The 19,938-nt window shown below is 68.5% G+C and carries 17 protein-coding genes; 9 read left to right on the top strand and 8 right to left on the bottom strand.

Annotated features, from left to right (window positions below):
• Positions 1–979 (top strand): apolipoprotein N-acyltransferase (gene lnt, locus G3N92_RS08995; RefSeq protein WP_206127114.1); only part of this gene is annotated, 979 nt, incomplete at its 5' end.
• Positions 980–1,008: 29 nt separating this feature from the next.
• On the opposite strand, the gene G3N92_RS08990 is transcribed toward lnt, so the two are convergent.
• Complete coding sequence (locus G3N92_RS08990) at positions 1,009–2,685, bottom strand: tetratricopeptide repeat protein (RefSeq protein ID WP_206127113.1); 1,677 nt, start codon at positions 2,683–2,685, stop codon at positions 1,009–1,011.
• A 373-nt stretch (positions 2,686–3,058) separates the two neighbouring features.
• On the opposite strand from G3N92_RS08990, the gene glyQ reads away from it, so the two are divergent.
• The 5 genes from glyQ to G3N92_RS08965 all read left to right on the top strand — a co-directional run bounded on the left by glyQ (position 3,059) and on the right by G3N92_RS08965 (position 8,485).
• Entirely contained in the window at positions 3,059–4,063 is a 1,005-nt protein-coding gene (gene glyQ / locus G3N92_RS08985) for a glycine--tRNA ligase subunit alpha (protein WP_206127112.1), read from the top strand.
• Between the two features lie 16 nt (positions 4,064–4,079).
• Positions 4,080–6,179: a glycine--tRNA ligase subunit beta gene (glyS, locus tag G3N92_RS08980; protein WP_206127111.1), complete on the top strand. Its 2,100-nt coding sequence runs from the start codon at positions 4,080–4,082 to the stop codon at positions 6,177–6,179.
• 37 nt (positions 6,180–6,216) lie between these two features.
• Complete coding sequence (gmhB, locus tag G3N92_RS08975) at positions 6,217–6,771, top strand: D-glycero-beta-D-manno-heptose 1,7-bisphosphate 7-phosphatase (RefSeq protein WP_206127110.1); 555 nt, start codon at positions 6,217–6,219, stop codon at positions 6,769–6,771.
• Positions 6,772–6,841: 70 nt separating this feature from the next.
• Positions 6,842–7,597 carry a lysophospholipid acyltransferase family protein gene (locus tag G3N92_RS08970; protein ID WP_206127109.1) on the top strand — a complete coding sequence of 252 codons (756 nt, stop codon included), beginning with the start codon at positions 6,842–6,844 and terminating at the stop codon, positions 7,595–7,597.
• 45 nt (positions 7,598–7,642) lie between these two features.
• On the top strand, positions 7,643–8,485 hold the full coding sequence (locus G3N92_RS08965) for a SprT family zinc-dependent metalloprotease (protein WP_206127108.1): 843 nt from the start codon (positions 7,643–7,645) through the stop codon (positions 8,483–8,485).
• 95 nt (positions 8,486–8,580) lie between these two features.
• On the opposite strand, the gene gloA is transcribed toward G3N92_RS08965, so the two are convergent.
• The 5 genes from gloA to G3N92_RS08940 all read right to left on the bottom strand — a co-directional run bounded on the left by gloA (position 8,581) and on the right by G3N92_RS08940 (position 14,706).
• Entirely contained in the window at positions 8,581–8,982 is a 402-nt protein-coding gene (gene gloA / locus G3N92_RS08960) for a lactoylglutathione lyase (RefSeq protein WP_206127107.1), read from the bottom strand.
• A gap of 87 nt (positions 8,983–9,069) precedes the next feature.
• Positions 9,070–9,891, bottom strand: coding sequence for a 16S rRNA (adenine(1518)-N(6)/adenine(1519)-N(6))-dimethyltransferase RsmA (gene rsmA, locus G3N92_RS08955; RefSeq protein WP_206127106.1), 822 nt, complete (start codon positions 9,889–9,891; stop codon positions 9,070–9,072).
• Positions 9,892–9,927: 36 nt separating this feature from the next.
• On the bottom strand, positions 9,928–10,920 hold the full coding sequence (gene pdxA, locus G3N92_RS08950) for a 4-hydroxythreonine-4-phosphate dehydrogenase PdxA (RefSeq protein ID WP_206127105.1): 993 nt from the start codon (positions 10,918–10,920) through the stop codon (positions 9,928–9,930).
• Between the two features lie 11 nt (positions 10,921–10,931).
• The gene (locus G3N92_RS08945; RefSeq protein ID WP_206127104.1) at positions 10,932–12,287 is read right to left on the bottom strand and encodes a peptidylprolyl isomerase; all 1,356 of its coding nucleotides are present in this window, start codon (positions 12,285–12,287) and stop codon (positions 10,932–10,934) included.
• A gap of 58 nt (positions 12,288–12,345) precedes the next feature.
• Positions 12,346–14,706 (bottom strand): LPS-assembly protein LptD, encoded by a 2,361-nt coding sequence (locus tag G3N92_RS08940; protein ID WP_206127103.1) that lies wholly within the window; start codon positions 14,704–14,706, stop codon positions 12,346–12,348.
• Positions 14,707–14,942: 236 nt separating this feature from the next.
• Between G3N92_RS08940 and G3N92_RS08935 the strand changes: the two genes are divergently transcribed.
• Together G3N92_RS08935 and murU are read left to right on the top strand one after the other, a co-directional pair.
• Positions 14,943–16,010, top strand: a complete 1,068-nt coding sequence (locus tag G3N92_RS08935) for a phosphotransferase (protein ID WP_206127102.1) — start codon at positions 14,943–14,945, stop codon at positions 16,008–16,010.
• A gap of 34 nt (positions 16,011–16,044) precedes the next feature.
• Positions 16,045–16,767 carry an N-acetylmuramate alpha-1-phosphate uridylyltransferase MurU gene (murU, locus tag G3N92_RS08930; protein ID WP_206127101.1) on the top strand — a complete coding sequence of 241 codons (723 nt, stop codon included), beginning with the start codon at positions 16,045–16,047 and terminating at the stop codon, positions 16,765–16,767.
• Between the two features lie 55 nt (positions 16,768–16,822).
• Here murU and G3N92_RS08925 read toward each other — a convergent pair whose 3' ends face one another.
• On the bottom strand, positions 16,823–18,718 hold the full coding sequence (locus G3N92_RS08925) for an ABC transporter ATP-binding protein/permease (RefSeq protein ID WP_206127100.1): 1,896 nt from the start codon (positions 18,716–18,718) through the stop codon (positions 16,823–16,825).
• 145 nt (positions 18,719–18,863) lie between these two features.
• Here G3N92_RS08925 and G3N92_RS08920 point away from each other — a divergent pair, with 145 nt between their 5' ends.
• Positions 18,864–19,262, top strand: coding sequence for an acyl-CoA thioesterase (locus tag G3N92_RS08920; protein ID WP_206127099.1), 399 nt, complete (start codon positions 18,864–18,866; stop codon positions 19,260–19,262).
• A gap of 13 nt (positions 19,263–19,275) precedes the next feature.
• Here the strand turns inward: G3N92_RS08920 and G3N92_RS08915 are convergent, their stop codons facing one another.
• Positions 19,276–19,788 carry a nitrate reductase associated protein gene (locus G3N92_RS08915; protein WP_206127098.1) on the bottom strand — a complete coding sequence of 171 codons (513 nt, stop codon included), beginning with the start codon at positions 19,786–19,788 and terminating at the stop codon, positions 19,276–19,278.
• Positions 19,789–19,938: the final 150 nt, after the last annotated feature.

The following is a 19,938-nucleotide window of genomic DNA, read 5'->3' as shown; positions in this document are numbered from 1 at the left end:
GGCCCCGGGCGGCGCGCTCGCGCCGGCCGCGCTGGCCGCGGCGCTGATCGCGCTCGGCCTGCTGCTGCCGATGGTGCCGTGGACCAAGCCCGAGAACCAGCCGCTGCATGTGCGGCTGCTGCAAGGCAACGTCAAGCAGGACGTCAAGTTCGAGCAGGCCGGCATCGACGACGCCATCAAGATGTACACGAAGATGATCACCGAGCGGCCCGCCGATCTGGTGGTCACGCCCGAAACGGCGATCGCGGTGATGATCCAGGATCTGCCGCTGCCGTTCGCCAAGGCGGTGCGCAGCTTCGTCGACAAGACCGGCACCTCGGTGCTGTTCGGCGCGGTGGGCGACAAGATCCTGCCCGACGGCAGCATCGTCGACTACACCAACAGCCTGTACGGCGTGACGCCCGGCTCGATGGACATCTACCACTACGACAAGCACCACCTGGTGCCGTTCGGCGAGTTCATCCCATGGGGCTTCCACTGGTTCGTCAACCTGATGAAGATGCCGCTCGGCGATTTCGCGCGCGGCGCGCTGGTGCAGAAGCCGTTCCTCGTCCACAACCAGCCGGTGATGGCCGACATCTGCTACGAGGATCTGTTCGGCGAGGGCATTGCCGCCACGGTGCGCGAGAACGCGCCGTCGCCGGGCATCCTCGTGAACGTGACGAATCTCGCCTGGTTCGGCGACACCATCGCGCTCGACCAGCATCTGCAGATCGCGCGGATGCGCTCGCTCGAAACCGGCCGGCCGATGCTGCGCGCCACCAACACCGGCATGACGGCCGCGATCGACGCGCACGGCCGCGTGCTCGAACAGCTCAAGCCGTTCACGATCGGCGCGATCGACGTGACCGTGGAAGGCACGCAGGGCATCACGCCGTTCGTCGCGAACGGCAACGCCACCGTGCTGGCCGTGGCGCTCGTGCTGCTGGCGCTCGCCTTCGCGATCGGGCCGCGCCTGCGCCGCGGGGCACGCGGCTGAACGGGCGCGCCGGCGCGCGCCGTTGACGCCTAGCGGCCCGCGCCGGCCGCATCCGCCCATGCGCTGCCGGTCCCGGCCAGCGCGCGCAGGTCCTGCCCCACCGCGTCGAGCACCGGCGTCCATTGCAGGAACGCGGGCTGGCGATACAGCGTGGCCGACGGATAGAGCGGGCTGTCGCGCCGCTCCAGTTGCCACACCCAGTGCGGGTTCACGTCGAGCAGCACCCAGGTCGCCTGCCCCACCGCGCCGCTCAGGTGCGCCACCGACGTGCAGCACGTGATCACCAGATCGAGCGCGCCGACATAAGCGGCCGTATCGTCGAAGTGTCGCCATTCGGCGCTGTGGTCGACGATCGGCAGCCCTGCCGCGCGCGCAGCCTCGACCTCGGCGCCCAGGCCCGGCTGCAGCGAATGGAACGTCACGCCCTCGATGCCCGCGAACGCCGCCGCGTAGCGCTCGATGCCGACGCGCCGGAACGGATTGCGCTGATGCGACGCGCTGCCGGTCCAGGCCAGCCCCACGCGCAGCCGCTCGCCGGGCAGCGCCTCGGCCGCGAAGCGGGTACGCCAGGCATCGACGGCGCCCGGCTCGGCCGTCAGATACGGCACATTGGCGCCGGCCGCCGCGTCGGGCAGGCCAAGCTGCCAGGGCACGCTGCCGATCGGCACCTGATAGTCGGCGGCGGGCAGGTGTTCGAGCGCGCCGTCGTTGCTGTACAGCTCGACGTGCTCGCCGAGGCTGCGCGACAGCAGCGCGCCCATCTGCACGAACGAATTCCACACCAGCCGCCCGCCCTCGCGATGCACCCGCGCGGCCAGCAGCGGGATCGTGCGCGCCAGTTGCAGCAGATCGCCCATGCCCTGCTCGCCCCACACCAGCAAGGTCTTGCCGGTCAGCGGCTCGCCGTGCCAGCGCGGCGCGGCCATCGCCGGGCGCGTGCCGCGCAGCTCGCTCGAACCCTGCCAGCGCGATTCGTGGCCGGACCAGCCGTCGGTGAAATTGCCGCGCACGAGCTGGATGATGCCGAGATTGAAGCGGAACGTTTCGTCGTCGGGCGACAGCGCCAGCGCGCGCTGCGCGCAGCGCTCGGCGTCGTCCCAGCGCTGCGCTTCCTTGTAGGCGCACGACGCGTTGTTCAGGGCCAGCGCGCTGTCCGGCACCAGTTCGAGCGCGCGTTCGGCCGCGGCCACCGAGCGTTCGAGGTCGTAGCGCGCGCGGTACGACACCACCAGGTTGATCCAGGCCTGCTCGTCGCGCGGGTTGGCCGCGACGGCCTGCTCCAGCAGCGCCAGTTCCTCGGCCGGATCGCCGCCCGTGATGCGCACCGCGATCGCCAGGTTGTTGCGCAGCGACGGCCAGTCGGGCATCAGTTCGAGCGCGCGCCGGTATGGCGCGATCGCCTCCGCGTGACGGCCGCCCATCTGCAGCGCATAGCCGCAATTGAACGCCAGCGCGGCCACGTCCGGCTCGATGCGCCACACGCAGGCCGCGAACTCGGCCGCATCGCCGTAGCGCTGATGTTCGAGCAGCGTGACGGTCAGCCGCGCGAGCGATTCGTAATCGAGCGCATGCAGCCGCGAGGCCGCGTCGAGCCAGAAGTCGCGCGCCTCGGTGCGGCCGGATTCGGTCGCCGCCAGCGCTTCGCGGAGGAATTCGAGCAGGGACGGATAGAGCGGGAACTGCGAATCGACGGGCGGTCTGAACATGGCGGGCATGGGGCCGGGCATCGGCGGACAGGGCAATGAAACGCATCTTACCGCGCGGCTCCGCCGGATCGACGATGCGCGCGCGCGGCATTGCCCACGCGCTCGCGATGCCATCGCAGAGTCGTCGCGCCGCATGCGCACCGCCCGGCGCAGCGGCGTCTCGCGCACGCTCGCCGTGCCGCCGCACCCCGCAAGATTCGCGCCCCGGCACACGCCGGGATACGCGCGCCGGCCGTTCCAGCCTCAGGGTCGCGCCGTTCCGGTAAAATTACGCGTTTTACGCCCATCCAAGCCGCGCGCCGGACTGGAGCGCCGGTTCGAGTCGTCTCGCGCCAGCCCCCGTCGGAACGCCCAGCGCCCACGAAGGCCCCTCATGCTCACGTTTCAACAAATCATCCTGACGCTCCAGTCCTACTGGGACAAACAGGGTTGTGCCCTGCTCCAGCCGATCGACATGGAAGTCGGCGCCGGCACCTCGCACGTCCACACGTTCCTGCGCGCGATCGGCCCCGAGCCGTGGCGCGCGGCCTACGTGCAGCCGTCGCGCCGCCCGAAGGACGGCCGCTACGGCGAGAATCCGAACCGCCTGCAGCACTACTACCAATACCAGGTGGTCATGAAGCCGGCCCCGGAGAACATCCTCGATCTCTACCTCGGTTCGCTCGAGGCGCTCGGCTTCGACCTGAAGCAGAACGACGTGCGCTTCGTCGAGGACGACTGGGAAAATCCGACGCTCGGCGCCTGGGGCCTGGGCTGGGAAGTCTGGCTGAACGGCATGGAAGTCACGCAGTTCACGTATTTCCAGCAGGCCGGCGGCCTCGACTGCAAGCCGGTGCTCGGCGAAATCACGTACGGGCTCGAACGCCTCGCGATGTATCTGCAGAAGGTGGAAAACGTCTACGACCTGATCTGGACGGAATGGGAAGAGCTCGGCCCGAACGGCCCGGAGCTGCGCCGCCTGACCTACGGCGACGTCTATCACCAGAACGAAGTCGAGCAATCGACCTACAACTTCGAGCACGCCAACGTCGATCTGCTGTTCACGTTCTTCAATAGCTACGAATCCGAAGCGAAGCGCATGATCGAGGCGAAGCTCGCGCTGCCCGCCTACGAACTCGTGCTGAAGGCCGGCCACACGTTCAACCTGCTCGACGCGCGCGGCGCGATCTCGGTCACCGAACGCGCGGCCTACATCGGCCGGATTCGCGCGCTGTCGCGGCTCGTGGCGCAGTCCTACTACGAATCGCGCGAGGCGCTCGGCTTCCCGATGATCGGCAATCCGGTGCGTGGCGTGCCGGGTCTCGCCACGGACGCCGACGCGGCCCAGCCGGGCTGGGTTCCGCCCCTGAAGGCCGAACGCAAGATCGACAAGGACTGACGAGATTCCTCCCATCATGACGCAATCCCATACCGCTCCCCTCCTCGTCGAACTGCTGACCGAGGAACTGCCGCCGAAGGCGCTGGCCCGTCTCGGCGACGCATTTGCCGAAGGCCTCGCGCAGCGCCTCGCCGCGCGCGACCTGACCGACGGCGAACCCGTGTTCGAACGCTACGCCACGCCGCGCCGCCTGGCCGTGGTGATCCGCAACGTGCGCGCCGTCGCGCCCGATCGCCAGGTGCGCGAAAAAGTGCTGCCCGTGTCGGTCGCGCTCGATGCCGAAGGCAAGCCCACGCCGCCGCTCGCGAAGAAGCTCGCGGCGCTCGGCCATCCCGACCTCGCCATCGACGCGCTCGAGCGCGCGCAGGACGGCAAGGCCGAAGCGTTCTTCATCAACTATTCGGCGCCCGGCGCGCAACTGGCCGACGGCCTGCAGGCCGCGCTCGACGAGACGCTCGCCAAGCTGCCGATTCCGAAGGTGATGACCTATCAACGCCCGGACGGCAGCGACGTGCGCTTCGTGCGCCCGGTGCTGCGCCTGACCGTGCTGCACGACACGCAGGTCGTGCCGGTCACCGCGTTCGGCATCGACGCCGGCGACACCACGCTCGGCCACCGCTTCCTGTCGACGGGCGCCGTGGCGATCCGCTCGGCCGACGCGTACGCCGACACGCTGCGCGAGAAGGGTCGCGTGATCGCGCACTTCGTCGACCGCAAGGAATCGATCCGCACGGCACTCGCCGAGCACGCCGAAGGCGATCTCGTGGTGATGCCCGAGGCGCTGCTCGACGAGGTCAATGCGCTGGTCGAATGGCCGGTCGTCTATGCCTGCCGCTTCGAGGACGAATTCCTCGACGTGCCGCAGGAATGCCTGATCCTGACGATGCAGACCAACCAGAAGTACTTCGCGCTGACCAACCCGGCCGGCACGCTGCGCTCGCGCTTCCTGATCGTCTCGAACATCGAGACGGCCACGCCGGCCGAAATCGTCGAAGGCAACGAGCGCGTGGTGCGCCCGCGCCTGGCCGACGCGAAGTTCTTCTTCGAGACCGACAAGAAAACCCGCCTCGCCGATCGCGTGCCGCGCCTCGCCAACGTCGTCTATCACAACAAGCTCGGCTCGCAGCTCGCGCGCGTCGAGCGGATCGAATCGATCGCCGCGCAGATCGCACCGGCCGTCGGCGCCGACGCCGCGCTCGCGCAACGCGCCGCGCGTCTGGCCAAGGCCGACCTGCTGACCGACATGGTCGGCGAGTTCCCCGAGCTGCAAGGCACGATGGGCACCTATTACGCGCGCCACGACGGCGAGCCGGACGAGGTCGCCGTCGCCTGCACCGAGCACTACCAGCCGCGCTTCTCGGGCGACACGCTGCCGGCCGCGCCGGTCAGCACGGCCGTCGCGCTGGCCGACAAGCTCGAAACGATCGTCGGCATCTGGGGCATCGGCCTCGCGCCCACGGGCGAAAAGGATCCGTTCGCGCTGCGCCGTCACGCGCTCGGCGTGCTGCGCCTGCTGCTCGAAAAGCAACTGCCGCTCGACCTCGTCGCGCTGCTGCGCACGGCCTACGCGAGCTTCGCCGGCATCGACGGCGTGGCCGATTCGACCGATGCGATCTACGCGTTCTTCCTCGATCGCCTGCGCGGCATCCTGCGCGAGCGCGGCTACTCGACGGGCGAGATCGACGCCGTGCTCGGCCTCGAACCGACGCGCGTCGACGATCTGATCGCCCGTCTCGACGCGGTGCGCGCGTTCACGCGTCTGGCCGAGGCGGAAGCGCTCGCCGCGGCCAACAAGCGGATCTCGAACATCCTGAAGAAGTCGGAAGGCGGCGCGCCCGGTGCGGTACAGCCGGCCCTGCTGGCCGAGCCGGCCGAACAGGCGCTGGCCGCGCAACTGGCGGAAGTCGCGCCGCGCGTGCAGTCGCAACTGGCCGTGCGCGACTACGCGGGCGCGCTGTCGGCGCTCGCCGCGCTGCGCGCCCCGGTCGACACGTTCTTCAACGACGTGATGGTCAACGCCGAGGATCCCGCGCTGCGCGCGAACCGCCTCGCGCTGCTGTCGGCGCTGCATCAGCAGATGAACTGCGTCGCCGACATCTCGAAGCTCGCCGCGTAAGCGGCGCGCCCCACGTCACGCGCGCCAGGAGCCCGTCATGCCCAACCGCAAGCTCGTCGTCCTCGACCGGGACGGCGTCATCAACGTCGATTCGGATGCGTTCATCAAGACGCCCGACGAGTGGATCGCGCTGCCCGGCAGCCTGGAAGCGATCGCGCGGCTCAACCACGCGGGCTACCGCGTGGTGGTCGCGACCAACCAGTCGGGCATCGGGCGCGGGCTGTTCGACATGGCGGCGCTCAACGCCATGCATCTGAAGATGCACAAGGCGGCCGCGGCCGTCGGCGCGCGCATCGACGCGGTGTTCTACTGCCCGCACACGGCCAACGACAACTGCGATTGCCGCAAGCCGAAGCCGGGCATGATGCAGATGATCCTCGAACGCTTCGAGATCGATGCGGACGACACGCCGATCGTCGGCGATTCGCTGCGCGACCTGCAGGCCGGCGTCGCGGTCGGTTTCCAGCCGCATCTGGTGCTGACGGGCAAGGGCCGCAAGACGCAGGCGGCCGGCAACCTGCCCGACGGCACGCGCGTGCACGACGACCTGCGCGCGTTCGCGCTCGATTTCCTGTCCCGGGAACCGGGCTGAGCGCGCGCCGCCCGCGCCCGTCCGCCCGTTCCGCCGTTTCGTCGTTTCGCTTCACGTTCGAGCCAAGCCGATGCTCATCATCCGTTCGCTGCTGCTACTCCTCTATTTCGTGCTGTACACGGTGCCGTATGCGACCGCGTGCTTCATCGCGTTCCCGTTCCTGCGCCCCGACGCACGCTACTGGATGGCGGCCGGCTGGTGCCGGTCGACGCTCGTCGTGGTGCGCGCGCTGAACGGCATCCGCTATCGCATCGAGGGCATGGAAAACCTGCCGGACGGCCCTGCCGTGCTGCTCTCGAAGCATCAATCGGCCTGGGAAACGCTGGCGTTCCCGGCGTTGATGCCGCGCCCGCTCTGCTACGTGTTCAAGCGCGAGCTGCTCTACGTGCCGTTCTTCGGCTGGGCGCTCGGCCTGCTGCACATGGTTCACATCAACCGCAAGGAAGGCAAGCATGCGTTCGATTCGGTGATCCGCCAGGGCAAGAAACGGCTCGAGGAAGGCGCCTGGGTGATCATGTTCCCCGAAGGCACGCGCACGCCCACCGGCCGCCAGGGCAAGTACAAGACAGGCGGCGCCCGCTTCGCGGTGGGCACCGGCGCGCCGGTCGTGCCGATCGCCCACAACGCGGGCCGCGTCTGGCCGCGCAATTCGTTCACCAAGTATCCGGGTATAGTCACGGTGTCGATCGGCAAGCCGATCGACTCGCGCGGCCTGAGCCCCGACGAGCTGAACACGCGCGTCGAGCAATGGATCGAGGCGGAAATGCGCCGCATCGATCCCGATGCCTACCGCCAGGAAGGCGGTACCGGCGCCGCACGATCCTGATTCAAGGTTTCATTCATATTGCGCACTGCCAAACGAAGCGAACTGATGCCCAAGCGTCCCAGGCCGCGGCCCGCCGTGGTCGCTCTCGATCATCACCAGCTCGATCTGCCGCTGTTCGACGGCCCGCCGCCCTCGCCGTCCGCCTCCCCGTCGCCGGAGCGCGACCGTTCGCTGCGCAAGCTGACGCTCGACGGGCGCGTGCTCGAATACCGGCTCCGGCGCTCCGCGCGCCGCACCATCGGCTTCGCGATCGACGGCAGCGGCCTCGCCATCACGGCGCCGCGCTGGGTCACGCTGGCCGACGTCGAAGCCGCGATCGCCGAGAAGCGGCGCTGGATCTTCGCCAAGCTGGCCGAATGGCAAACCCGTATCGAGCAACGCGCGCTGCCGCAGATCGACTGGAAGGACGGCGCGCGCATTCCGTATCTCGGCAAGCCGGTGGCAATCGCGCTGGCCTCGGCCGACGGCGCGCTGGCCTATGACGCCGAACGCGCCGTGCTCGCGCTGGGGCTGCCCGCGCATGCCGAAGCGCAGCAGATCAAGGATCGCGTGCAGGGCTGGCTGCAGGGCGAAGCGAAGCGCGTGTTCGGCGAACGGCTCGTGGTGTATGCCGAGAAGCTCGGCGTCAGCTACAGCGCCTATGCGCTGTCGTCGGCCTCGACGCGCTGGGGCAGTTGCTCGAGCGACGGCAAGATCCGCCTGAACTGGCGTCTCGTGCATTTCCCGATCTCGATCGTCGATTACGTGGTGGCGCACGAGCTGTCGCACCTGCGCGAGATGAACCACAGCCCGGCGTTCTGGCAAACGGTCGAATCGATCTTCCCGGAATTCCGCGAGGCGCGGCACACGCTCAAGAACCATCCGCCCGAGTTGCTGCCGGCGCTGTAGGCGCTCGTTCCGTTCGCACGCCGCCAAACGAAAAAGCGCCCCGAAGGGCGCTTTTTTCATGCACGGCGGCCCGAAGCTGGCCGCCCGCTGCCGGTTCAGTCGCGCGAGCCGCGCGTGCCGGCCTGGATGAACTCGATCTTGTAGCCGTCCGGATCCTCGACGAACGCGATCACGGTCTTGCCGTGCTTCATCGGGCCGGCTTCGCGCGTGACCTTGCCGCCCTGCGCCTTGATGGCGTCGCAGGCCGCGTAGGCGTCGTCGACTTCGAGCGCGATGTGGCCGTAGCCGTTGCCGAGGTCGTACGACGGCGTATCCCAGTTGTGGGTCAGCTCGATCACCGTGCCCGTGCTTTCGTCCTCGTAACCGACGAAGGCCAGCGTGAACTTGCCTTCCGGGTAGTCGTGGCGGCGCAGCAGCTTCATTCCGAGCAGTTCCGTGTAGAACTGGATCGAGCGGTCGAGATCGCCGACGCGCAGCATGGTGTGCAGCATTCGCATGATGGGGGACTCCGTGGGGAACAGTCTTTTGGGAACGGCCGAATTTACCAGACCTGGCCGATGTTCGCCGGGCGCGCCGCGAACGCCTTACGCGCGTGCGGCCGACACCCGTTGCGCCAGCCCGACGTATTCGTCCACGCCGACATCCTCGGCGCGACGCGCCAGATCGAAGCCGAGCGCCTCGAAATCCACCGTGTCGCGATAGGCGCCCAGCGTGTTGCGCAGCATCTTGCGGCGCTGCGAGAACGCGGCCGTGACCACCTCGCCGAGCACCTCGATGTCGACCGGCGCGAGCTCGTGCGGCGCGTACGGAATCATCCGCACGATCGCCGAATCGACCTTCGGCGGCGGCTGGAACGACTCGGGCGGCACGTCGAGCATCTTGTCCATCACGTAGCGGTACTGCAGCATCACGGACAGCCGGCTGAACGCCTTCGAGCCCGGCTCGGCCACCATGCGCTCGACCACTTCGTTCTGCAGCATGAAGTGCTGGTCGATCACGCGTTCGGCGAACGTCATCAGATGGAACAGCAGCGGGCTGGAGATGTTGTACGGCAGGTTGCCGATCACGCGCAGCGAGGGCTTCTCGCCCGGCAGCGCCAGTTCGGCGAAATCGAACGCGAGCGCGTCGCCGGCGTGCAATTCGAGCAGATCGCCGAAGCGCTGCTTGAGGCGGCCGATCAGGTCGCGGTCGAGCTCCACCGCATGCAGCGGCGATTCGGGCGTGGCGAGGCGCTCGATCACGGGGCCCGTGAGCGCGCCGAGGCCCGGCCCGATTTCGACCATGCGCTCGCCTCGCACGGGACGAATTGTCCCGACGATCGAATCGATCACGCCTTCATCGACGAGAAAGTTCTGCCCGAAGCGCTTGCGCGCGAAGTGTCCCTGGTGCTGTCTGCTGTTCGACATCGAAAACGAAAAAACGAAAAAAGTGCGCCGGCCGCTTCAGGCGGCGCGACGGTGACGTGCCATCGCCACGGCGGTATCGAGCGCGGCGATCAGGCTGCCGCAATCGGCGCGGCCGGTGCCGGCCAGATCGAGCGCGGTGCCGTGATCGACCGAGGTACGCACGATCGGCAGGCCGAGCGTGACGTTGATGCCCTCGCCGAACGTCGCGAACTTGAGGACCGGCAGGCCCTGGTCATGAAACATCGCGAGCACGCAATCGGCGTGCTCGAGATGGCGTGGCTGGAACAAGGTGTCGGCCGGGTACGGGCCGCGCGCATCGATGCCGCGCGCCTGGGCCTGTGCGAGCGCCGGCGAGATCGTGTCGATTTCCTCGCGGCCCAGATAGCCGTTCTCGCCCGCGTGCGGGTTCAGGCCGGTCACGAGGATGCGCGGCGCGGCGAGGCCGAAATGGCGGCGCAGATCGTGATCGACGATCGCCAGCGTGTCGACCAGCCCGTCGATCGTCAGCGCCGCGGACACATCCTTCAGCGGCAGGTGCGTGGTGGCCAGCGCGACGCGCAATGGCCGATCGCCGGTGCCCGCCAGCATCATGACGACGCGCGCGGTGCCGGTGCGTTCGGCCAGGTATTCGGTGTGGCCGGTGAACGGTACGCCGGCTTCGTTGATGGTACTTTTCTGCAGCGGCGCGGTGACGATCGCGTCGTACTCGCCGGCCGTGGCGCCGTCGATCGCGGCGTCGAGCAGGCCCAGCACGTACCGGCCGTTGGCCGCATCGAGCCGGCCTGCCTGCGACGGCGCGGCCAGCGGCCGGTGCGCGATCTCGACGCCCCCGCCGATGCCGAGCACCGCCGGATCGACGCCGGCGGCCTGCGCGCGCTCGGCGAACAGGGCGGCATCGCACAACACGGCGAAACGCGCATCGGGCCAGCGGCTGGCCGCCTCCGTCAGCGCGCGCGCGCACAACTCGGGGCCGACGCCGGCCGGCTCGCCGGTGGTGATCGCGATGCGCAGCGGGGCGTCGGATGACATGGCGGTTCGGCTCAGTTCGCCGGCGGCGCGTTCTTGATCTGCACGTAGGACGAATCGCGCAGCTCGCGCAGCCAGTCGGCATACGCCTGCTCGGCCTTGCGCTGGCCGATCGCCTGACGGGCGATGTCCATCTGCTTCTGGACCGAACCTTCCGCATCGCGGCGGCCCAGCACCTGGATCAGGTGGTAACCGTATTCGGTGCGCACCGGCTGGCTGACCTGGCCGTCCTGAAGCATGTTCATGGCGCGTTCGAATTCCGGCACCGTTTCGCCCGGGCTGATCCAACCGAGGTCGCCGCCCTGCGAGGCCGAACCGTCTTGCGAATAGGTGCGCGCGAAGTTCGCGAAATCGCCGCCGGACGCAATCTGGTTGCGGATATCGATCAGTTGCTGGCGCGCCTGGGCTTCGGACTTGCCGTCGCCGACGCGCAGCAGGATGTGGCGCACATGCGTCTGCACGATCTTCGGCGACGCGCCCGCGGTGCCCGACGCCGGGCGGCGGTCGACCAGACGCACGATTTCGAAGCCGTCCGGCACGCGGATCAGGGCCGGGTTGACCTGGCCCGGGCGCAGTTGCGCGACGGCCTGCACGACATCGGCCGGCAGCGCGCTTTGCGACTTGAAGCCGAGATCGCCGCCCGTCTTCGCGTCCTTCGCTTCCGATTCGCTCTTGGCGAGCTTCTCGAAGTTCGTGCCCGAGGCGAGCGCCTGCTTGAGCAGCGCGTCGGCCTTCTTCTGGGCGGTGTCGATCTGCGCTTCCGGCGCATTTTGCGGCGCGGCGACGAAGATGTGCTCGAGCCGCACGTCCTGCTGCGAACCGGCGTTCGGGCCGCGCTGGCTGGCGATGTAGGCCGCCACTTCGGAATCGGTCACGGTGATCTTGCTGTCGACTTCCTTCTCGCGCAGGCGCGACAGCAGCAGTTCGTTGCGCGCATCGCCGACGAACGTGCTCCAGGGCACGCCGAGCTTCTCGAGCTGGCCGCGATATTGATCGAGCGTCATGTTGTTGGCCGCGGCGAGCCGTTGCAGCGTGCTTTGCACGGTGGCATCGGTCACGGTGATACCGTCTTCCTTCGCCTTCTGCAGCTGGATGCGCTCCACCACCATCTGGTTCAGCACCTGCGAGCGCAGCTCGTCGGCCGGCGGCACCGGCGAGTTCTGCTGCTGCAGGCGGCGCTGGATCAGGCTCACGCGCTGATCGAGCTCGCGGCCCGTGATCACGCCGTCGTTGACGACCGCCACGACTTCGTCGGCCAGCGTCGCGCCGTTCGAGCCGAGCGCCTGCGCGGCCGCCGGGGTGACGGACAGCAGCGACATGACGGCGACGAGACCGGACACGATTGCTGCGAAGCGAAGGGATTTCTTCATTGCCACGGAAACTCCATTGAAAGCAGGCTGGGCTGGCGCCGCAGCGGATGCGGACGCTTTAGTCATAGTTGCTGAATCGGGCCAGCGGCGGCGCTTGCGGCGGCAGCGGCGTATAGCCCGGGACGCCTTCCTTGAAGGCGGCGACGAGCCCGTTGTCGACGCTCGTGAGCCCCTTGAGCGTCAGTTGGGCCATGAAGCGCGTCGCGGAGTTCTGCTGCCCCGACGTGTTCACGCCGTTCGCGATGCGCTGGATGCCGACGCCGAGCGCCCAGCAGTCGGCATCGTACTGGAACCCAAGTAGACCGTCGACCACGCGCTTGCTGGCCAGATCGTAGTTGAACCGGCCGACCGCGTAGAGGTGGCGCGTCAGCGGCCATTGGCCGGAGATCAGCACCTGGTTGATCGGCTCGTTGTCCAGCGTGGTGTTGGCGCGCGTGTAGCGGTACGCGACGTTGAGCACGCGGCGCTCGGCCGGGCTCCAGCCGAAACCCACGCTCGACTTCACGAGCTGGTTGTTGTCCGCGTTGTACTGGAACGCCGTTTCCGACGCGAAGTTCGCGCCCAGCTTGACCGACGCGCCGAGGATCAGGTCCGAGTGGCGTGCCTGGGTGGCGGCTTGGGTCTGGCCGAGCGTGACGCGCTGATCGGTGAAGTAATACTGCTGCGCGATCACGAAGCGCGCGCGCTCGTCGCCCGTGGCCGGGTTCAGGAAGCGCGTGGTGATCGCGGCCGTCAGGCGGTTTTCGTCGGAGATCCGGTCGTTGCCGACGAACGTGTTCGTCGTGAAGATCTCGGCCAGCCCGAAATCCGATTCGGCCGTGTCGAACAGCGGCGCGTTGAGCTGGTTGCGGTACGGCGTGTAGACGTAGAACAGGCGCGGTTCGAGCGTCTGGATGAAGTCCTGCCCGAACAGCCGCACCGACCGGTCGAACACCAGCCCGGTATCGAGCGAGAGCGTCGGGATCGAGTAGGTGAAACGCTTCGGCTGGCCCGGAATGCCGCCCGTCGTGGTGGTCAGGTCGTACGATGCGATGTGCATCTGGGCCTTCGGCACGAAGAAGTAGCCGGGGCCGTAGACGCCGTACGACACGTACGGGTTGAACATCACGCGGTCGCCTTCCGGCTGATCCGCGGTGGTGATGCGGAACCGCGAGTAATCGGCTTCCGCGCCGAAATCGAAGCCGCCGACGTCGTACTTCGTGTACTTGACGTTCAACTGCGGCTCGCGGCCGTACGGCGCGATCGACGGCGGCAGCGTCTGCCAGTGCTGGTAGCGCGCCAGCACCGACCACGGGCCGTTGTTGTACGTCAGGCCCGCTTCCTGTTGATACAGGGTTTGCGTGCCGTTGGCGAACTGGTTCGTCGAGCCGAGGTCTTCCGGATAGGTGCTGTCCGAGACCTTGTTGTAGTAGATGTAGCCGCCGAAACCGCCGCCGAAATTCTGCTGGTGCTGCCAGTAGATCGCGTAGCGGTTGCTATGTGTCAGATGATCGTCGGGCAGGAATTCGCCCGTCAGCGTGCCGGCGTAATTCGGCGACAGATAGCGGAACTCGGCGCGCGTGAAGAAGCCGCGCTTGGAAATGACTTCCGGCGTCAGCGTCAGGTCGCGGTTCGGCGCGATGTTGAAGTAATACGGTGCGGCCAGCTCGAAGCCGTTGGTCGAACTCAGCGAGACGGTGGGCGGCAGGAAGCCGCTGCGGCGCTCGCCCGACAGCGGAAACGTCAGCCACGGGCTGGCGAAGATCGGCATGCCCTGGAAGAACAGCACGCCGTTGCGCGCCACGCCTTCGTCGGCGCCGGTGTCGAATTCGAAGCGGCTGCCCTTGATGTACCAGGCCGGATCGACGCAGTTGCAGGCCGAATAGGTGGCGTCGGTCAGCACCGAGCGCTCGCTGTCGAGCAACTCGGCCTTGGCGGCGCTGCCCGAGCCGCCGGAACTCGTGAAGCGGTACTTCGGCGTGCTCATCGTGCCCTGGGTCGCCTCGACCTTCAGGTGCGCTTCCGGGCCGTAGAACGTCGATCCGTTGCCCGACACCGTGACCTTGCCATAGGCATCGGCCATGTCGGTGTCCTGATCGTAGTGCAGCGCATCGGCCTTCACGACGCTCGTGCCGCGCCGCAGTTCGGCCGAACCCTTGGCGGCGAGATCCTGATCGGTGGTGCCGCTCGTGTGATCGGCCAGCACGAAGCCGGCCGGCTTGCTGCCGGTGCGCAGCGGATGCTCCTCGAGCTGCGGCACGAGGCGCAGATCCCACGGCGACGCGCCGAGCGGCTGCGGCACCGCAGCCGAACCCGCGAGCTGCGCCTGCGCGACCACGGGCACGAAGCCGGGTACGGCGAGCAGGGCCACCGCGAGGCGCCGTTTGCGCGTCGCGGGCTCGCTGCGGGTGACAAGCGGGAAAATCGGTTTAGGCGGCATCGATATCGGGCGAATCGGCCCCGGGGGATCCCTGCGTTCGCACGTCGAGCCCCCCGCGCAATCGAACCGTGACTGCGACGGACGCACACGAAGGGGGCGATCGGCGGGCGGCTCGACGGGCCGCAGGCGGGCTGCGGCCCCGCAACCGGCGGGGATTGACACGGGACGCGTCAAAAAAGTCGTGGGGTATTATATGGCAAGACGTTCCCCCCTCCCCCGAGTTTCCGTTTCGTTCGATGACGCTCCCTTCCACCGCCCCCGCCTCGCCCACTCCCGACAGCACCGACCCGCGCCGCGACCAACTGCTCGCCTGGCTGGCCGGTTTCGGCAGCCGTTACGCCCTGGACCTCGCCACGCTCGCGCCGGCTTCGGCCGATGCGAGCTTCCGGCGCTATTTCCGGCTCGCGAGCGGCACGGCGGCCGGCGGCACGGCGATCGCCGTGGATGCCCCTCCGCCCGAGAAATGCCGCGAGTTCGTGCAGATCGCCGGCCTGCTGGAAGCAGCCGGCCTGCACGCGCCGCAGGTGCTCGAACACGATTTCGAGGCGGGCTTCATGCTGGTCACCGATCTCGGCACGGCCACCTACATCGGCGCGCTCGACCCGGCCGACACCGCCGCCGCCAAGCCGCTGATGCGCGACGCGCTCGACGCGCTGATCCGCTGGCAGCTCGCTTCGCGCGAAGGCGTGCTGCCGGCCTTCGACGAGGCGTTCCTGCGCCGCGAGATGGAACTGATGCCGGAATGGTTCGTCGGCCGCCATCTCGGCAAGGCGCTCGACGAGCGCCAGCGCGGCGTGCTCGACCGCACCTTCGCGCTGCTCGTGGCGAACGGCCTGTCGCAGCCGCAGGGCTACATGCTGCGGGACTTCATGCCGCGCAACCTGATGATCGCCGCGCCGAATCCCGGCGTGCTCGATTTCCAGGACGCCGTCTGGGGGCCGCTCTCGTACGATGTCGTCTCGCTGCTGCGCGACGCGTTCATCAGTTGGGACGAGGAATTCGAGCTCGACTGCTTCGTCTATTACTGGGAGCGCGCCCGCAAGGCCGGCCTGCCGGTGGAGGCCGATTTCGGCGAGTTCTACCGCCAGCTCGAATGGACGGGCCTGCAACGCCACATCAAGGTGCTCGGCCTGTTCCCGCGCATCCACTACCGCGACGGCAAGCCGCGCTATCTCGACGATCTGCCGCGCTTCCTCGGCTACGCGCGCAAGGTCGCGCAGCGCTACCGGCCGCTCGCGCCGTTCGCGAAGCTGCTCGACGAACTCGAGGGGCAGGCCTCCGTCGAGGTCGGCTACACGTTCTGACGCCCCCCGCTCCCGCTTTCCAGACCTTGCCCCGATGACCATCAAGCTCGATACCGCGATGATCTTCGCCGCCGGACGCGGCGAACGGATGCGCCCGCTCACCGACCGCTGCCCGAAACCGCTGCTCGAAGCCGGCGGCAAACCGCTGATCGTCTGGCAGATCGAGCGGCTCGCCGCGGCCGGGTTCACGACCATCGTGATCAATCACGCCTGGCTCGGCGAACAGATCGAGGCCGCGCTCGGCGACGGTTCGCGCTGGGGCGTGCAACTGCGCTATTCGCCGGAAGGCGAGGCGCTGGAAACAGCCGGCGGCATCGCCCAGGCATGGCCGCTGCTCGAGGGGCCGTCACCGATCTTCGTGGCGGTCAGCGGCGACGTGTTCTGCGAATTCGACTACGGCTCGCTGCGCGAGCGCGCCGCCGCGATGGCCGCGCTCGACGCGCCGGGCCTGCATCTCGTGATGGTGCCGAACCCCGCGTTCCATCCGGCCGGCGATTTCGCGCTCGACGCCCACGGCCGGCTGTCGCTCGACGCCGCCGGGGCCGAAGCCATCCGCTTCACGTTCGGCAACATCGGCCTCTACGACCTGCGCATGTTCGCCGACCTGCCACGCGGCAAGCGCCGCGCGCTGACGCCCTACTACCGCGACACCATCGCGGCCGGCCGCGCGAGCGGCGAACTGTACGAAGGGATCTGGGAAAACGTCGGCACGCCGGCGCAGCTCGCCGATCTCGACGCCCGGCTGCGCGGCGTCTGATCCGCCTCGCCGACGAGGTGGCGCGCCTGCCCGGCGCCGCACCCCCGCCGCGCGCTCAGGAGCGCGACATCGCCGGCGCCGCGGTTGCCGACGCGGCGTCCGGCGCCGCCTCGCGCTGCTGCTGTTGCAGCGCCCACATCTGGGCATAGTGGCCGCCCGCGCGCACCAGTTCGTCGTGCGTGCCGCGCTCCACGATCCGCCCGCGATCCATCACGATGATCTGCGCCGCATGCACGACGGTCGACAGCCGGTGCGCGATCACGAGCGTCGTGCGATGCCGCGCGATCTGCTCCAGCTCCTGCTGGATCGCCCGCTCCGAGCGCGAATCGAGCGCCGACGTGGCCTCGTCGAACACCAGCACCGGCGGATTCTTGAGGATCGTGCGCGCGATCGCCACGCGCTGCTTCTCGCCGCCCGACAGCTTCAGCCCGCGCTCGCCGACGGTCGTGTCATAGCCGTTCGGCAGCCCTTCCACGAATGCATGGATGTGCGCGGCGCGCGCGGCCGCGATCACGTCGTCGCGTGTCGCCTCGGGCCGCCCGTAGGCGATGTTGTAGTGGATCGTGTCGTTGAACAGCACGGTGTCCTGGGGCACGATGCCGATCGACGCGCGCAGCGACGCCTGCGTGACGTCGCGCAGATCCTGCCCGTCGATCGTGATCGCGCCGCCCGTGCCGCGCGGCAGGTCGTAGAAACGGAACAGCAGGCGCGACAGCGTCGACTTGCCCGAACCGCTGTGGCCCACCACCGCCGTGGTCGTGCCGGCCGCGATCGTGAAGCCGACGTCGTGCAGGATCTGCCGCGCCGGCTCGTACGAGAAATTGACATGCTCGAAGCGCACTTCGGCGCCGCGCACCGCCAGCGCCGGCGCGTCCGGCGCGTCGGCCACTTCCTGCGGCGCGGACAGCAGCCCGAACATCCGATCCATGTCGGTCAGGCTATGCTTCAGCTCGCGATAGACGATGCCGAGAAAGTTCAGCGGGATATACAGCTGCAGCATGAACGTGTTGATCAGCACCAGATCGCCGAGCGTCAGGTGCCCGGCCAGCACGCCCTGCGTCGCGCGCCAGAGGATCAGCACGAGGCCCACGCCGATGATCGCCTGCTGCCCGAAGTTGAGCAGCGACAGCGAACGCTGCGAGCGGATCGCGGCCTGGCGGTAGCGTTGCAGGTTCTCGTCGTAGCGCCGCGCTTCCCACTCCTCGTTGCTGAAATACTTGACCGTCTCGTAGTTGATCAACGAATCGATCGCGCGCGAGCTGGCCCGCGAATCGAGCTCGTTCATGGTGCGGCGGAAATGCGTGCGCCACTCCGTGACCTTGATCGTGAACGCCACGTAGCCGGCCAGCGCGCCGAGCGTGATGAGCGCGTACCACGCGTCGTACTTCACGACGAAGAAGCCGAGCACCAGCCCGACCTCGATCAGCGTCGGCAGGATGCTGTAGAGCGAATAGGAAATCAGTTGCTGGATGCCGCGCGTGCCGCGCTCGATGTCGCGCGACATGCCGCCCGTCTGGCGATCGAGGTGAAACCGCAGCGACAGCCCATGCAGGTGCCGGAACACCTGCAGCGCGAGCTGGCGCACCGCGCTCTCGGTCACCTTGGCGAACAGCATCTCGCGCAGCTCGGTAAATAGCGAAGTGGACAGCCGCACCAGCGCATACGCCACCACCAGCAGCCCGATGCCGCCCGCCAGCACGATCGGCGCCGACTGTTCGGCTCGGCCGAGCGCCTGCAGATGCTGAACCGGCGTCAAGCCGTCGACGATCCGCTTCATGACGATCGGCACGCCGAGGTTGGCCAGCTTCGCGCCGATCAGGCACGACAGCGCGAGCAGCACCCGGCCCTTGTAGGTGGTCAGGTAGGGCAGCAGCGAACGGATCGTCTGCCAATCGTTGCGCGGCCCGGCGGCGGCCGGCGCGGGCTCGGAGGAAGCGGGAAAGCGGCGCATGAGGGGACGGTGCGCATGCCGTCGACACAAGGCCGGACACGCGCTTTCTCGTACAATTTCAGAATCCTGCATTGTCGCAGAAGCCGATTCGCGTCGCTGGCCCTCCGGCCGCGCCGCGCCGGCCGTCACCCAGTGGAACCCCGTCATGACTGAATCGTCGCCGCAACTCCCGCAGCAGCAGCCCACGCTGCGCGTCGTCCCGCAACCGTCCGAGGCGAACGTCCACGGCGACGTATTCGGCGGCTGGATCATGTCGCAGGTCGACATCGCCGGCTCGATCCCGGCCAGCCGCCGCGCCAACGGCCGCGTGGCGACGGTGGCGGTGAATTCCTTCGTGTTCAAGCAGCCGGTGTTCGTCGGCGATCTGGTCAGCTTCTACACGCAGATCGTCAAGACCGGCAACACCTCGATCACGATCGGCGTGGAAGTGTATGCGCAGCGCATGGGGCTGGCGGGCGAGGTGGTGAAGGTGACCGAGGCCACGCTGACCTACGTGGCGACCGATTCGGAGCGGCGCCCGCGCGCGCTGCCGCCGGTCGCCTGACGCCGCGGCCGGCTCAGGCCGGCGCCAGCGCGAACTCGCGCATGGCCGGGATGAAATCGTGGTTGAGCTTCGGCTTGCGCGACAGCTTGGCCAGCACGTAGCGCTCGAACGGGCCGAGCGCGGCCCATTGCGCGGTTGACGGCGCCGGCAGGCCGGCCAGCGCGCACTGCGCCGTCAGCGCGGGCGGCACCGCCGAACGATCCGCCCAGCCGGGCGCGGGTTCGGGCTCGAACGTTTCGGCCGGATCCACGCCCTGCGCGTGCAGCATCCGCGCGAGCGCCTCGCCGAAACCCGCGTCGATCTCGGGATTTTCCCTGTCGGGAGTCATGTCCGGATCGGCGCCGGCCGCCGCCGGAAACCGCGCCAGCCGCTTGCGGTCGTCGAGCGGCAACTGCTGCCACTGATCGAGCGAGATCCGCAGCCCGCAACGGTCCAGGTGAAAGCGCACGATCATCGGGATGTAGGTGAAATCCTCCGACGAGTGGATTTCGAAGCCGAACAGCAGCGGCGCGTCGCGCAATTCCATGCGATTTCCGAGAGTGATGGGCCAAGTGGCAGGCGGCGGGATTCGCCGCGATCCGGTATTGTAGAACCCGTCCGCGCCGCCGCGCTTGCCCTTGCCTGCGTCGTGCCGGCACACCGTCGAATCTGCAGAACCCGCCGCCCCCGCTGGAGC

Origin of the sequence: Burkholderia sp. Ac-20379, from assembly GCF_017104645.1 — a bacterium.
Classification (GTDB): domain Bacteria; phylum Pseudomonadota; class Gammaproteobacteria; order Burkholderiales; family Burkholderiaceae; genus Burkholderia.
The sequence above is the reverse complement of the archived record's forward strand: the minus strand, read 5'-3'. Positions and strand labels throughout refer to the sequence as shown.

What these genes read in the sequence shown, in the direction of transcription:
- G3N92_RS08990 (WP_206127113.1), bottom strand. Translation starts at nt 2,685, where the DNA reads ATGTTCAGACCGCCCGTCGATTCGCAGTTCCCGCTCTATCCGTCCCTG.
- glyQ (WP_206127112.1), top strand. Translation starts at nt 3,059, where the DNA reads ATGCTCACGTTTCAACAAATCATCCTGACGCTCCAGTCCTACTGGGAC.
- glyS (WP_206127111.1), top strand. Translation starts at nt 4,080, where the DNA reads ATGACGCAATCCCATACCGCTCCCCTCCTCGTCGAACTGCTGACCGAG.
- gmhB (WP_206127110.1), top strand. Translation starts at nt 6,217, where the DNA reads ATGCCCAACCGCAAGCTCGTCGTCCTCGACCGGGACGGCGTCATCAAC.
- G3N92_RS08970 (WP_206127109.1), top strand. Translation starts at nt 6,842, where the DNA reads ATGCTCATCATCCGTTCGCTGCTGCTACTCCTCTATTTCGTGCTGTAC.
- G3N92_RS08965 (WP_206127108.1), top strand. Translation starts at nt 7,643, where the DNA reads ATGCCCAAGCGTCCCAGGCCGCGGCCCGCCGTGGTCGCTCTCGATCAT.
- gloA (WP_206127107.1), bottom strand. Translation starts at nt 8,982, where the DNA reads ATGCGAATGCTGCACACCATGCTGCGCGTCGGCGATCTCGACCGCTCG.
- rsmA (WP_206127106.1), bottom strand. Translation starts at nt 9,891, where the DNA reads ATGTCGAACAGCAGACAGCACCAGGGACACTTCGCGCGCAAGCGCTTC.
- pdxA (WP_206127105.1), bottom strand. Translation starts at nt 10,920, where the DNA reads ATGTCATCCGACGCCCCGCTGCGCATCGCGATCACCACCGGCGAGCCG.
- G3N92_RS08945 (WP_206127104.1), bottom strand. Translation starts at nt 12,287, where the DNA reads ATGAAGAAATCCCTTCGCTTCGCAGCAATCGTGTCCGGTCTCGTCGCC.
- G3N92_RS08940 (WP_206127103.1), bottom strand. Translation starts at nt 14,706, where the DNA reads ATGCCGCCTAAACCGATTTTCCCGCTTGTCACCCGCAGCGAGCCCGCG.
- G3N92_RS08935 (WP_206127102.1), top strand. Translation starts at nt 14,943, where the DNA reads ATGACGCTCCCTTCCACCGCCCCCGCCTCGCCCACTCCCGACAGCACC.
- murU (WP_206127101.1), top strand. Translation starts at nt 16,045, where the DNA reads ATGACCATCAAGCTCGATACCGCGATGATCTTCGCCGCCGGACGCGGC.
- G3N92_RS08925 (WP_206127100.1), bottom strand. Translation starts at nt 18,718, where the DNA reads ATGCGCCGCTTTCCCGCTTCCTCCGAGCCCGCGCCGGCCGCCGCCGGG.
- G3N92_RS08920 (WP_206127099.1), top strand. Translation starts at nt 18,864, where the DNA reads ATGACTGAATCGTCGCCGCAACTCCCGCAGCAGCAGCCCACGCTGCGC.
- G3N92_RS08915 (WP_206127098.1), bottom strand. Translation starts at nt 19,788, where the DNA reads ATGGAATTGCGCGACGCGCCGCTGCTGTTCGGCTTCGAAATCCACTCG.